This window comes from Micromonospora sp. DH13 (genome assembly GCF_020873825.1).
GTDB lineage: Bacteria > Actinomycetota > Actinomycetes > Mycobacteriales > Micromonosporaceae > Micromonospora > Micromonospora haikouensis.
In genome coordinates, this window is the sequence record NZ_JAHWGR010000002.1 from 13,165 (window position 1) to 25,595 (window position 12,431).

At 75.0% G+C, this 12,431-nt stretch carries 13 protein-coding genes; 9 read left to right on the top strand and 4 right to left on the bottom strand.

Going from position 1 to position 12,431, the window contains the following annotated elements; translation table 11 throughout:
- Positions 1-13 precede the first annotated feature (13 nt).
- Both LPA42_RS02085 and LPA42_RS02090 read right to left on the bottom strand, forming a co-directional pair.
- Complete coding sequence (locus tag LPA42_RS02085; RefSeq protein WP_228986276.1) at positions 14-625, bottom strand: PH domain-containing protein; 612 nt, start codon at positions 623-625, stop codon at positions 14-16.
- A gap of 22 nt (positions 626-647) precedes the next feature.
- A complete protein-coding gene (locus tag LPA42_RS02090) occupies positions 648-878 on the bottom strand; it encodes a hypothetical protein (RefSeq protein ID WP_077939222.1) in 231 nt (76 codons plus the stop codon).
- Positions 879-1,132: 254 nt separating this feature from the next.
- Here LPA42_RS02090 and LPA42_RS02095 point away from each other — a divergent pair, with 254 nt between their 5' ends.
- From LPA42_RS02095 to LPA42_RS02125, 7 genes are all read left to right on the top strand, one after another.
- Positions 1,133-2,251 carry a MoxR family ATPase gene (locus LPA42_RS02095; protein ID WP_077939223.1) on the top strand — a complete coding sequence of 373 codons (1,119 nt, stop codon included), beginning with the start codon at positions 1,133-1,135 and terminating at the stop codon, positions 2,249-2,251.
- Between the two features lie 41 nt (positions 2,252-2,292).
- Positions 2,293-3,255: a DUF58 domain-containing protein gene (locus LPA42_RS02100; RefSeq protein ID WP_228986308.1), complete on the top strand. Its 963-nt coding sequence runs from the start codon at positions 2,293-2,295 to the stop codon at positions 3,253-3,255.
- The gene (locus LPA42_RS02105; protein ID WP_043967613.1) at positions 3,252-4,202 is read left to right on the top strand and encodes a VWA domain-containing protein; all 951 of its coding nucleotides are present in this window, start codon (positions 3,252-3,254) and stop codon (positions 4,200-4,202) included. The genes LPA42_RS02100 and LPA42_RS02105 overlap by 4 nt, the downstream gene beginning before the upstream one ends.
- A gap of 836 nt (positions 4,203-5,038) precedes the next feature.
- Positions 5,039-5,743: a beta-ketoacyl-ACP reductase gene (gene fabG / locus LPA42_RS02110; RefSeq protein ID WP_043967618.1), complete on the top strand. Its 705-nt coding sequence runs from the start codon at positions 5,039-5,041 to the stop codon at positions 5,741-5,743.
- 69 nt (positions 5,744-5,812) lie between these two features.
- Positions 5,813-6,583: an enoyl-ACP reductase FabI gene (fabI, locus tag LPA42_RS02115; protein ID WP_077939225.1), complete on the top strand. Its 771-nt coding sequence runs from the start codon at positions 5,813-5,815 to the stop codon at positions 6,581-6,583.
- A 134-nt stretch (positions 6,584-6,717) separates the two neighbouring features.
- A complete protein-coding gene (locus LPA42_RS02120) occupies positions 6,718-7,746 on the top strand; it encodes a ferrochelatase (protein ID WP_077939226.1) in 1,029 nt (342 codons plus the stop codon).
- A 52-nt stretch (positions 7,747-7,798) separates the two neighbouring features.
- Complete coding sequence (locus LPA42_RS02125) at positions 7,799-8,578, top strand: HAD-IIA family hydrolase (protein WP_043967624.1); 780 nt, start codon at positions 7,799-7,801, stop codon at positions 8,576-8,578.
- Between the two features lie 30 nt (positions 8,579-8,608).
- Here the strand turns inward: LPA42_RS02125 and LPA42_RS02130 are convergent, their stop codons facing one another.
- The gene (locus LPA42_RS02130; protein ID WP_077939227.1) at positions 8,609-9,403 is read right to left on the bottom strand and encodes a hypothetical protein; all 795 of its coding nucleotides are present in this window, start codon (positions 9,401-9,403) and stop codon (positions 8,609-8,611) included.
- Between the two features lie 209 nt (positions 9,404-9,612).
- On the opposite strand from LPA42_RS02130, the gene LPA42_RS02135 reads away from it, so the two are divergent.
- Positions 9,613-10,428 carry a DUF3097 domain-containing protein gene (locus LPA42_RS02135; RefSeq protein WP_077939228.1) on the top strand — a complete coding sequence of 272 codons (816 nt, stop codon included), beginning with the start codon at positions 9,613-9,615 and terminating at the stop codon, positions 10,426-10,428.
- A gap of 99 nt (positions 10,429-10,527) precedes the next feature.
- Here LPA42_RS02135 and LPA42_RS02140 read toward each other — a convergent pair whose 3' ends face one another.
- Positions 10,528-11,847 carry a serine hydrolase gene (locus LPA42_RS02140; protein WP_077939229.1) on the bottom strand — a complete coding sequence of 440 codons (1,320 nt, stop codon included), beginning with the start codon at positions 11,845-11,847 and terminating at the stop codon, positions 10,528-10,530.
- A 111-nt stretch (positions 11,848-11,958) separates the two neighbouring features.
- On the opposite strand from LPA42_RS02140, the gene LPA42_RS02145 reads away from it, so the two are divergent.
- Positions 11,959-12,429, top strand: a complete 471-nt coding sequence (locus tag LPA42_RS02145) for an NfeD family protein (RefSeq protein ID WP_077939230.1) — start codon at positions 11,959-11,961, stop codon at positions 12,427-12,429.
- Positions 12,430-12,431: the final 2 nt, after the last annotated feature.

Genomic DNA, 12,431 nt, shown 5'->3' on the forward strand with positions numbered 1-12,431 from the left:
GGGCCGGGGTGGGTCACAGGCCCTCCGCGCGGTCCTCGCCGAGGGCGGTGAGCCGGTCGCGCAGCCGCGCTGCCTCCGCCGGGCGCAGGCCCGGCACGCGGGCGTCGCTGGCCGCCGCGGCCGTGTGCAACTGCACCGTCGCCAGGTCGAACGCCCGCTCCAGGGGGCCGGCGCTGACGTCGACGAACTGCATCCGCGAGTACGGCACGATGGACAGCCGGCGGACCAGCAGCCCGTGCCGGACGAGCAGGTCGTTCTCGCGCTCGGCGTACCCCCAGACGTGCACCGCCCGGACGGTCGTGACGACCCGCCACGCCCCGGCCAGCACGACCGCACCGAGGGCTGCTCCGAACAGCCAGTGCCCGCTCACCGCCCAGCCGACCGCCAGCCCCAGCAGCACCACCCCGACCAGCGCCGCCAGGCGCAGCAGCTCGACCCAGATCAGGTCGGTGGAGACCGACTGCCAGCGCACGGTCGCCGGCCACGGCTCCAGGGGCCCGGGCGGGTACGCCGCCAGCGGCCCGGACGCCGGGTGACCCGCCACGGCGGGCGGGCCCGGCGGGGGCGCGGTGGGGGGTGGCCCGACCGGGTGCGGTGGGGGGCCGCCGGGGGGCTCGCCGGTCACCGGGGACGTCCGCTGCGCGCGCTCACCCGTCGAGCGTAGGCGATCCGGCCAGTGGCGCGACTTCCCGGAGGAAGCCCCGTGCGTCGAGGAAGTCGCCGAGCGAGGAACGGTGGTCGGCGCAGGCGAGCCAGGTCTTGCGCCGGTCGGCGGTGTGCAGGCGGGGATTGTTCCAGCGCAACGCCCACTGCGCCGGGGCGCGGCAGCCCCGTGCCGAACAGATCGGCGCGTCACCGGGGGGACGGGGGATGCTCATCCGGGCCAGTCTAGGGGCGCGGGGCGGAGATTGAGCGCCGGGCGGCCACGGGGGGAGCCGCCCGGCGACGGGGTGAATGGTACACACGCCGGACCCCCTGCTGTAAACCCGTGACCGGCGATTCTCCAACCCCAGGACGGCGTGGCGAAAATCGGCTTCTCCCCGCCTCGGCACTCAGCCGGGCATGCGAGTCTTGATACGCACCACGCACCACGCACCACGCCGCGACGATCGACCAATGCTGTGGAGGACCGGTGGCCCAGCCGACCACGCCCGACGCCCCGACGCCGAACGGCAGCGCGCCGCCCCCGCCCCCGTCCGCCGCCGCGCCGCCGACGAGCACACCCGCGCAGGACGCGACGCTGCTGGAGAAGGCGCTGTTCGAGATCAAGCGGGTGATCGTCGGGCAGGACCGGATGGTCGAGCGGATGTTCGTGGCGCTGCTCGCCCGGGGCCACTGCCTGCTGGAGGGCGTCCCCGGGGTGGCGAAGACCCTGGCCGTGGAGACCCTCGCCCGGGTGGTCGGCGGGTCGTTCGCCCGGGTGCAGTTCACCCCGGACCTGGTGCCCGCCGACATCATGGGCACCCGGATCTACCGGCAGTCCAGCGAGAAGTTCGACGTCGAGCTGGGCCCGGTGTTCGTCAACTTCCTGCTCGCGGACGAGATCAACCGTGCCCCGGCGAAGGTGCAGTCCGCCCTGCTGGAGGTGATGAGCGAGCGGCAGGTGTCCATCGGCGGGCAGACCCACCGGGTGCCCGACCCGTTCCTCGTGATGGCCACGCAGAACCCGATCGAGCAGGAGGGCGTCTACCCGCTGCCCGAGGCGCAGCGGGACCGCTTCCTCATGAAGATCGTCGTCGGGTACCCGACCGACGCCGAGGAGCGGGAGATCGTCTACCGGATGGGCGTGGCCCCGCCGGAGCCGGCGCGGGTCTTCGACACCGCCGACCTGATCGCCCTGCAACGCAAGGCCGACCAGGTCTTCGTGCACAATGCGCTGGTCGACTACGCGGTGCGGCTGGTGCTGGCCACGCGTACCCCCGCGGAGCACGGCATGCCCGACGTCGCGCAACTGATCCAGTACGGCGCCAGCCCCCGCGCCTCGCTCGGCCTGGTGCGGGCGACCCGGGCGCTGGCGCTGCTGCGCGGCCGCGACTACGCCCTGCCGCAGGACGTGCAGGACATCGCACCGGACATCCTGCGCCACCGGCTGGTGCTCAGCTACGACGCGCTCGCCGACGACGTGCCGGCCGACCACGTCGTGCACCGGGTGATGTCGACCATCCCGCTGCCGTCGGTGGCCCCGCGCCAGCAGGCCACCCCGGGCGGCGCGCCGCCGGCCGCCGCCGGGTGGCCCGGGCAGCGGCCGTGACCCCAGCCGACCCCCACCCCTCATCGGGTACGCGAACCCCGATCTCGCCCGCCGCCGCGCCGCGCAGCGAGGCGGTGCTGTCCCGACTCCAGTTGCTGGTCACCCGCAAGCTCGACGGCCTGCTTCAGGGCGACTACGCCGGCCTGCTGCCCGGCCCAGGCAGCGAGGCGGGGGAGTCGCGCGAGTACCGCCCCGGCGACGACGTACGCCGGATGGACTGGCCGGTGACCGCCCGCACGACGATGCCGCACGTGCGCCGCACGGTGGCCGACCGGGAGCTGGAGACGTGGCTCGCGGTGGACCTGTCGGCGAGCCTCGACTTCGGCACCGGCCGGTGGCTCAAGCGGGACGTCGTGGTGGCCGCCGCCGCCGCGCTGGCCCACCTGACCGTGCGCGGCGGCAACCGGATCGGGGCGGTGGTCGGCAGCGGCGCGGACCCGCAGGCCCCGACCGGCCGCCGTGGCGCGGCGCTCCCGCCCGGCCCGGGGCGGCTGGTGCGGCTGCCCGCCCGGGGCGGGCGCCGGGAGACGCAGGGCCTGCTGCGGGCGGTCGCCGGCACCGAGATCCGGCCCGGGCGCAGCGACCTGGGCGTGCTGGTCGACGCGCTGAACCGGCCGCCCCGCCGCCGCGGCGTCGCGGTGGTGATCTCCGACTTCCTCGCGCCGCCGCAGCAGTGGGCGCGGCCCCTGCGCAAGCTGCGGGTCCGGCACGACGTGCTGGCGATCGAGGTGGTCGATCCGCGCGAGCTGGAGCTGCCCGACGTGGGCGTGCTGCCGGTGGTCGACCCGGAGACCGGCGAGCTGCACGAGGTGCAGACCGCCGACCCCCGGCTGCGCCGCCGGTACGCCGACGCCGCGGCCGCCCAGCGGGCGGAGATCGCCGCGCAGCTGCGCGGGGCCGGCGCGGCCCACCTGCGACTTCGCACCGACACCGACTGGCTGCTCGACATGGTGCGCTTCGTCGCCGCGCAGCGGCACGCCCGCACCCGGGGGACGACACGATGATCCGTTTTCTGCAACCGTGGTGGCTGCTGGCCGTGCTGCCGGCGCTCGCCCTCGCCGCGCTGTACGTGTGGCGGCAGCGCCGCCGCCGGGCGTACGCGATGCGGTTCACCAACGTGGACCTGCTGCGCACCCTCGCGCCGAAGGGGCTGGGCTGGCGGCGGCACGTGCCGGCGGTGGCGTTCCTGCTCTGCCTGCTGGTGCTGGCCACGGCGCTGGCCCGGCCGGCGATCGACACCCGGGAGCCGCTGGAGCGGGCCACCGTCATGCTGGCGATCGACGTGTCGCTGTCGATGCAGGCCGACGACGTCGCGCCGAACCGGCTGGAGGCCGCCCAGGAGGCGGCCAAGCAGTTCGTCGGCGAGCTGCCGCAGACCTACAACCTCGGTCTCGTCTCGTTCGCGAAGGCGGCGAACGTGCTGGTCCCGCCGACGAAGGACCGCGACGCGGTGACGGCCGCGATCGACGGGCTGGTGCTGGCCGAGGCGACCGCGACCGGCGAGGCGGTCTTCACCTGCCTGGAGGCGATCCGGTCGGTGCCGGCCGACGGCGCGGCGGGCATCCCGCCGGCCCGGATCGTGCTGCTCTCCGACGGGTTCCGCACCTCGGGGCGCTCGGTGGAGGAGGCGGCGGCGGCCGCGCAGGCGGCCAACGTGCCGGTCTCCACCATCGCGTTCGGCACCGACGACGGGCAGGTCGACATCGGCGGTCAGTTGCAGCGGGTGCCGGTGGACCGGATGGCGCTGGCCGAGCTGGCCGAGACGACCGAGGGCTACTTCTACGAGGCCGCCTCGGTGAGCGAGCTGAAGCAGGTCTACCAGGACATGGGCAGCTCGATCGGGTTCCGCACCGAGCCGCGCGAGATCACCCAGTGGTACGCCGGTCTGGCCCTGTTGCTGGCGCTGTGCGCGGGCGCCACCAGCCTGCTCTGGACGTCCCGGCTGATCTGAGGCCGGGCGGGCCGCAGCCCGCCCGGGACGGCCCCGGCGCGACCGCAGCGCCGGGGCTGCCGGCCCGGTGGCCGGTGGCCGGTGCGTGGCCCTGAGCGCGGTGGCCTGGTGCGCGGCCACCGCCGCCGGGCGGGGTTTCCGTGGCGGCGGGGTGGCCGTGGCGGCGCGGTCAGTGGCCGGCGCTGGCCAGCACGAAGACGACGGCCACCCAGACGGCGGCGAGGGTGAAGCCCAGCGGGGCGACGTAACGGCTCATGGGAAGGCTCCGGTGGCGACTGGACGGTCCACGCTGGCGTGGTGGACCGCGAGGGAAGACGGGGCGCGCACACGAAGTCGTGACCGGGTGCCCCCTCCCCGTCCTGGGCGGACGGCGCTGCCCGGTCGCCACCTTCGGCCGAGGGCCGTAGGCGCCACCCTCGGTGCAGGGCCGAGGGGCGGGCGGTGCGGAAGGAGCGGAGCTGGGTCAGCTCACCTGCTGAGTCGTGGCTCAGCGGGGCTGACGTTCGGCCCGGCCACGACTGGGAGGATCGCTATCTCGCACAGCGATCACCTCCTGCGGTCGGCCTGGCCCGGAACGCGGATCATCGTACATCCGCTCACGGCACGGCCCGCACTCGGCCGGACGGCCGGCGGATCCCGGAAACCGTTCCCCCGCAAGGGCTGCGGCCGTCCGCCGATCCGCCGCTGTTAAGCGGGGCACCTTTTACCTCGGAAAGCGTTAACAGGGGGCCCTTCCTTGCACCAGGTCCGCGTGGCGCGGGGGTGCGTTAGCGCTTACCTGCCGGTAACGCCTAGGCTCCGGACCGACGTGGATCAGCTGAGCAAGAGGGGGACCCGTGGCCCGTACCGTGCTGGTGACCGGCGGCAACCGGGGGATCGGCCTGGCCATCGCGCAGGCGTTCGCCAAGCAGGGTGACCGGGTGGCGATCACGCACCGTAGCGGCGACGCGCCCGAGGGGCTGTTCGGCGTCGTCTGCGACGTGACCGACTCCGCCTCCGTCGACGCCGCCTTCACCGCCGTCGAGGCCGAGCTGGGCCCGGTGGAGGTGCTGGTCGCCAACGCCGGCATCACCGACGACACGCTGATCATGCGCATGTCGGAGGAGCAGTTCACCCGGGTGCTGGACACCAACCTCACCGGCGCGTTCCGCTGCGCCAGCCGGGCGTCCAAGAAGATGCTCCGCGCCCGGTGGGGTCGCATGATCTTCATCTCCTCGGTCGTCGGCCTCTACGGTGGCCCCGGGCAGGTCAACTACGCGGCGAGCAAGGCCGGCCTGGTCGGCGTGGCCCGCTCGATCACCCGGGAGCTGGGCGGGCGCAACATCACCGCCAACGTCGTCGCGCCCGGCTTCATCGACACCGACATGACGGCCGCCCTGCCCGAGGAGCGGCGGGCGGAGTACGTGAAGGCCATCCCGGCCGGCCGGCTCGCCGCGCCCGAGGAGGTGGCCGCGGTGGTCACCTGGCTGGCCTCCGATGCCGCCGGCTACGTCACCGGCGCCGTGATCCCGGTCGACGGCGGCCTCGGCATGGGCCACTGACCGGCCCCGCCCGGGTCGTCGACGCCGTCACCGCGCCCACCGCACGAATCCCAACGGAGGAACTCGCACATGTCCGGACTGCTGGCCGGTAAGCGGCTGCTGGTCACCGGCGTCATCACCGACGCCTCGATCGCCTTCTCCGTGGCGAAGATCGCCCAGGAGAACGGCGCGCAGGTCGTGCTCACCGGCTTCGGCCGGCTCTCCCTGGTCGAGCGGATCGCCCGGCGGCTGCCCGAGCCGGCCCCGGTGATCGAGCTGGACGTGACCAACCCCGAGCACCTCGCCGGCCTGGCCGACAAGGTCCGGGAGCACGTCGACGGCCTCGACGGGGTGGTGCACTCGATCGGGTTCGCGCCGCAGAGCTGCCTCGGCGGCGGCTTCCTCGACGCGCCGTGGGAGGACGTGGCCACCGCCCTGCACGTCTCGACGTACTCCTACAAGTCGCTGGCCATGGCGGCGCTGCCGCTGATGTCGCCGGGCGGCGCGGTGGTCGGGCTCACCTTCGACGCCACCAAGGCGTGGCCGGTCTACGACTGGATGGGCGTGGCCAAGGCCGGGCTGGAGTCGGCGTCGCGCTACCTGGCGCTGCACCTGGGCAAGCAGGGCATCCGCAGCAACCTGGTCGCCGCCGGGCCGCTGCGCACCATGGCCGCGAAGTCGATTCCCGGCTTCGTCCAGTTCGAGGACGCCTGGTCCGCGCGGGCGCCGCTGGGCTGGGACCTCACCGACCAGGCGCCGGCGGCGCGCGCCTGCCTGGCGCTGCTGTCGGACTGGTTCCCGGCGACCACCGGCGAGATCGTCCACGTCGACGGCGGCTACCACGCCCTCGGCGCCGCCTGAGCCGAAGGAAGGGCCCCCTGTTAACGCATTCGGTATAGCAGGGGCCCCTTCTTAACGCCGGAGACCGGGGGACCTTACCGCCGGGACCAGGGGGCGTCGCAGGGCCGTCGCCGGGCGCGGGGAAGAATGGGCCCATGGTGTACGACGCGTTGGTGCTGGTCTCCTTCGGCGGACCCGAGCGGCCCGAGGACGTGCTGCCCTTCCTGCAGAACGTGACGCGGGGGCGCGGCGTGCCCCCGGAGCGGCTGGCGGAGGTCGCCGAGCACTACCTGCACTTCGGCGGGGTCTCCCCGATCAACCAGCAGTGCCGGGAGCTGCTCGCGGCGATCCGGGCGGACTTCGCCGCCCACGGCGTCGACCTGCCCGTCTACTGGGGCAACCGCAACTGGGACCCGATGCTCGCCGACACCGTGGCGCGGATGCGCGACGACGGTGTCACCCGGGCCCTGGCGTTCGTGACCAGCGCGTACGGCGGCTACTCGTCCTGCCGGCAATACCAGGAGGACATCGCCGCCGCCCGGGCCGCCGTCGGCCCCGACGCCCCCGTGATCGAGAAGCTGCGTCAGTTCTGGGATCATCCCGGCTTCGTCGAGCCGCACGCCGACGCCGTGCGCGCGGCGCTGGGTCAGCTCGACCCGGCGAAGCGGGCCACCACCCGGCTGGTGTTCACCGCCCACTCGATCCCCACCTCGGCGGCCGCGAACGCCGGCCCGCACGGCGGCCGGTACGAGGCGCAGCTCGCCGAGACCGCCCGCCTGGTGCACGCGTCCGCCGCGCCCGACCTGCCGTACGACCTGGTGTGGCAGAGCCGGTCGGGCCCGCCGCACGTACCGTGGCTGGAGCCGGACGTCAACGACCACCTCGCCGCCCTCGCCGAGGCCGGGACCACGGGCGTGGTGGTGAGCCCGATCGGGTTCGTCTCCGACCACCTGGAAGTGGTCTGGGACCTCGACACCGAGGCGCTGGAGACCGCCAAGCGGCTCGGCCTGGAGTTCGCCCGGGCCGGCACCCCGGGCACCGACCCGCGCTTCGTGGCGATGGTGCGCGAGCTGGTCGCCGAGCGCACGGAGCCCGGCGGCGAGCGGCTGCGCCGCCGCCTCGGCGAGCTGCCGCTGTGGGACACCTGCCCCACGGTGTGCTGCGTGCCGGCCCGCCGCCCCTGACCCCGGGTCCCTCCGGTCCTGCCCCGCCACCCGACACCCCCTGGGACGACGAATGTACGAACGCAAGCCGGTGCAGAGCTGGCTGACAGACATGGACGGCGTGCTGGTGCACGAGGGCCAGCCGGTGCCCGGCGCGCCGGAGTTCATCAACAAGCTGCGCTCCTCCGGCAAGCCGTTCCTGATCCTCACCAACAACTCGATCTACACGCCGCGCGACCTGCAGGCGCGGCTGACCCGGATGGGCTTCGAGGTGCCCGAACACGCGCTGTGGACGGCGGCGCTGGCCACCGCCCAGTTCCTCGCCGACCAGCGGCCGGGCGGCACCGCGTACGTGATCGGGGAGGCCGGGCTGACCACGGCCCTGCACGCCGTCGGGTACGTGCTGACCGACTTCGCCCCGGACTACGTGGTGCTGGGGGAGACCCGCACGTACAGCTTCGAGGCGATCACCAAGGCGGTCCGCCTGATCAACGACGGGGCCCGGTTCATCTGCACCAACCCGGACGTGACCGGCCCGTCGGTGGAGGGGGCGTTGCCGGCGGCCGGCTCGGTCGCGGCGATGATCTCGAAGGCGACCGGGGTCGAGCCGTACTTCGTCGGCAAGCCGAACCCGATGATGATGCGGTCGGCGCTCAACACGATCAACGCGCACTCCGAGTCGACCGCGATGATCGGCGACCGGATGGACACCGACGTCCTGTGCGGCCTGGAGGCCGGGCTGGAGACGATCCTCGTGCTGACCGGGATCAGCACCCGCACGGAGGCGGAGCGGTACCCGTACCGGCCGTCGCGGATCGTCGGCTCGGTGGCGGACCTGATGGACGAGATCTGACCCGAGCCCGCCCGACGGGGGCGGGACCGGTCAGGGGCGCAGCGGGGCGTTGCAGGCGGCGACGAGGGCCTGCCGGCAGGCCGTGGTGAGCGGGCGCAGCGCCGCGTCGCGCTGCTGGGCCTCGTGGTTGTTGACCGCCCCGCCGGGCGCGCTGTGCCCGGCCAACGCCAGCACCCGGTCCAGCACGGCGGCGCGGGCGAACAGCCGGCGCGCCCGCGGGTCGAAGCCCGGCGGCAGGTCGGTGGTGCCGTCGGGGCGGCGCAGCGCCTCCAGCGCCCCGGCCAGCTCGGGCCGCCACTGGGCGACGTCGAGCCGGGTCAGCGCGGCGGTGGTCTCGGCGAGCGCGGTGGCCAGCTCCGCCTCCGCCTCGGCGGCTCCGGGCGAGCCGAGCGACGCGGCGGGGGCGTCGGCGGGCAGCGGGTAGCACCGCCACAGCACCGTCTCCCAGGTCATGCCCGAGCCGGAGGTGTGCGTGCGGACCTCCGGGATCACCCCGATCCCCCCGGCGACGACCGCCTCGCCGGTGAGCAGCGCCGCGCCGGTGAAGTCGCCCGGGCCGGGCAGCCCCCGGGGGTCGCCGGGCACGGGCAGCACCAGCCGGATCTCGTCCGGCGAGAGCTTCGCCAGGGCGGGCAGCGCGTCGCGCAGCGGGACGTCGGTCCAGGTGCCGGGGGCGTCGGCGACGAGGTGCTCCTCGTCGCCGGCGATCTCCTCGGCGACCTCGTCGTACGGCACGAGCCCGGCGCGCCACGCGCGTACCCAGGCAACGAACCGGCTCGACCGGCGCGGCGCAACCTTGACCGCGCCCGTGGCGGGGGAGGACATGCAAGAGAGGGTACGTGGTGCGCGCCGTCCGTGTCTCGACTGCGGCTTGCCCGGCGCCCCCTGCCCCCGCCTACCCCCTACCGCCCGGCGCGTACCGCCGCCGGCGCGTCCGTCCGTTTTCCCTGCCCACTCCGGTGACGGCGCGCCCCGTTGCCATGATCGGCGCGGCTGCCGCGCCGCCGGGCGCGGCGGGGGTTAGCGTGGCGGGCATGGTGGGGCGCTACGGCGAGGACGTGTTGGCGGGCGACTGGCGGCGGCGTCGGGTCGTGCCCGAGGTGGACGCGGAGGCCGACCTCGTGGTCGAGGACGCCGACTCCGGGTTCTGCGGGGCGGTGGTCGGCTTCGAGTCCGGCGCGGTGGTGCTGGAGGACCGGCACGGCCGGCGGCGTAACTTCCCGCTGCTGCCGGCGGCGTTCCTGCTCGACGGGAAGCCGGTGACGCTGCGCCGCCCGGCCCGGTCGCCGGTGCCGGCCGCCCGGCGGCGCACCGCGTCGGGTTCGACCGCCGTGGCCGGCGTGCGGGCGCAGGTCGCCAAGGCCAGCCGGATCTGGGTCGAGGGCGTGCACGACGCCGCCCTGGTGGAGCGGATCTGGGGCGACGACCTGCGGATCGAGGGCGTGGTGGTGGAGCCGCTGGACGGCATCGACGACCTCGGCGCGCGGGTCCGCGACTTCGGGCCGGGGCCGACCCGGCGGCTCGGGGTGCTCGTCGACCACCTGGTGCCCGGCTCGAAGGAGAGCCGGATCGTGGCCGGGGTGACGTCCGCGCACGTGCTGGTCACCGGGCACCCGTACGTCGACGTGTGGCAGGCGGTGAAGCCGGCCGCGCTGGGCATCGCGGCGTGGCCGGTGGTGCCACGGGGACGGCCGTGGAAGGAGGGGGTCTGCGCCGCCCTCGGGGTGGCCGCGCCCGCCGACATGTGGCGGCACATCCTGTCCCGGGTGGACAGCTTCGCCGACGTGGAGACCCCGCTGATCAACGCGATGGAACGGCTGATCGACTTCGTCACCGAACCGTCGGCCTGAGCCCGGGTCACCGGCCCCTCGGCCTGAGGCCGGGTCACCGCTTCCTTGGCCTGAGCCCGCCCGCCGGTCGGTCGGGCGGGCCCGGGCCGGTGCGTCGGGTCAGGGCTCCTCGTCGGGGGTGCGGGTCAGCAGGAACGTGCCCATGTCGAGGGCGACCGGCCGCCCCGCGTCGTCGCGGACCACGGCGAGGATCTCGCCGTCCTGCTCGCCCGAGCGGCCCCGCCAGCGGTCCGGGTCCTGCGGGGTGAACCGCAGCACCGGCTCGCCGGCCGGCGGGCTGGCCCACAGGTCGCCGGTGGCCGGGTCGGCGCGGAACTCGAACTCCCCGCCCATCCACCACCAGCGGCCGGTCAGCTCGGCAACGTCGGCCGGGGGCGGGGCGGCGGCCGGCAGCCAGGGGGCGACGGGCTCGGGCAGCGCGTCCAGCACGGTGGTGAGCACCTCCCGGGCGAGCGCGCCGAGGTGGCCGACGCGCAGCCCGTACGAGTTGGCGAAGCCGACGACGGCGGTGCGGGCGGGCCGGTGCACGGCCAGCGCGGCGACGTACCCGGGCATGGAGCCCCCGTGCCCGACGTGCACCCGCTCGCCCACCCGGTACAGCTCCAGCCCGAGGCCGTGTCCGCTGGTCCAGCCCTGCGGGTCGCTCATCGTCACCGTCGCGCACATCTCGGTGAGCGTGTCCGGGTGCAGCAGCGCCGGGTCGGGGTCGGCCAGGAACGCGGCCCAGCGGCCGAGGTCGGTGACGGTGGACCAGAGCTGCCCGGCCGGCGCCATCGCCCCGGTGTCGGTGCGTGGCTCCTCGCGCAGCGTGTCGTGCCACGGGTGCACCACGTACCCCCGGGCGAACGGCTCGACGGGGTCGTAGGTGGTGCGGGTCATGCCCAGCGGCTCCAGCAGTCGCGCCCGCAGCAGATCGCGCCAGGGCGTGCCGGTGACGGCCTCCAGCGCGCCGCCGAGCAGCCCGTACGCCAGGTTGGAGTAGTGGTAGACCCGGTGCGGCGGGTACGCGATCTTGCGCCCGTCCACCCCGGCCAGCACGGACGCCAGGTCGCCGACGCCGGCCCGTTCCCACCACGGCCCGTCGGGCTCGCGTTGCAGGCCGCTGGCGTGGCCGAGGAGCTGGCGCAGGGTGAGCCGCCCGACGCCGGTGCCCGGCAGGTGCCGCTCCAGGGGGTCGTCGAGGGCGAGCGCGCCGGCGTCGCGCTGCTGCATGATCAGCACGGCGGTCATGGTCTTGGTGATCGAGCCGAGCCGGTACTGCCGGTCGGCGTCGGGGCGGGGGCGCTCCCCGGCGGCGGCGACGTGGGTCAGCTCACCGTCGCGCACCACGCCGAGCACGAGCGAGGGGGCGCGCCCCTCGGACTGGGCGCGGGCGACCCGGGCATCGATGCGGCGGGCGGTCTCGGGCGGCAGCGACACGGGTTCCTCCAGCTCTCGGGGCGGTTCCGCCGGGCTTCGCGGGGGCGGTCCCGCCGAGCCTACTGATCTTGCCGACGGGCCGCGCGTGCTTTGACGTGTCACCCTTGGGGGGTGGACGCGGTGTTCTGGGTCGTACTGGGTGTGGTGTTGGCGGTCGCCGAGATCTTCACGACGACGCTGTTCCTGATCATGTTCGCGGTCGGCGCGTTCGCCGCCGCGGGCGCGGCGGCCCTGGGCGCCCCGACCGCCGTGCAGGCCGTGGTCTTCGCGGTGGTCTCCGCGCTCACGGTGGCGGTGGCGCGGCCGGCGATCCGCCGGCACGCCCGCTCCACGTCCGACGGCGCCGAGCCGATCGGCCTGGCGGCGATCGAGGGCTCCACCGCGCTGGTGCTGGAACGGGTCGACGCCGAGCAGGGCCTCGTCAAGATCGACGGCGAGCTGTGGAGCGCCCGGTCGTACGACGCGACGCAGAGCTTCGACCCCGGCCGGCGGGTACGGGTGATCAAGGTCCAGGGCGCGACGGCCCTGGTGTGGGATGACGACGTTTCCACCTCGGGCGAGCTGCCCGAAGCGAGAGGGTGAAG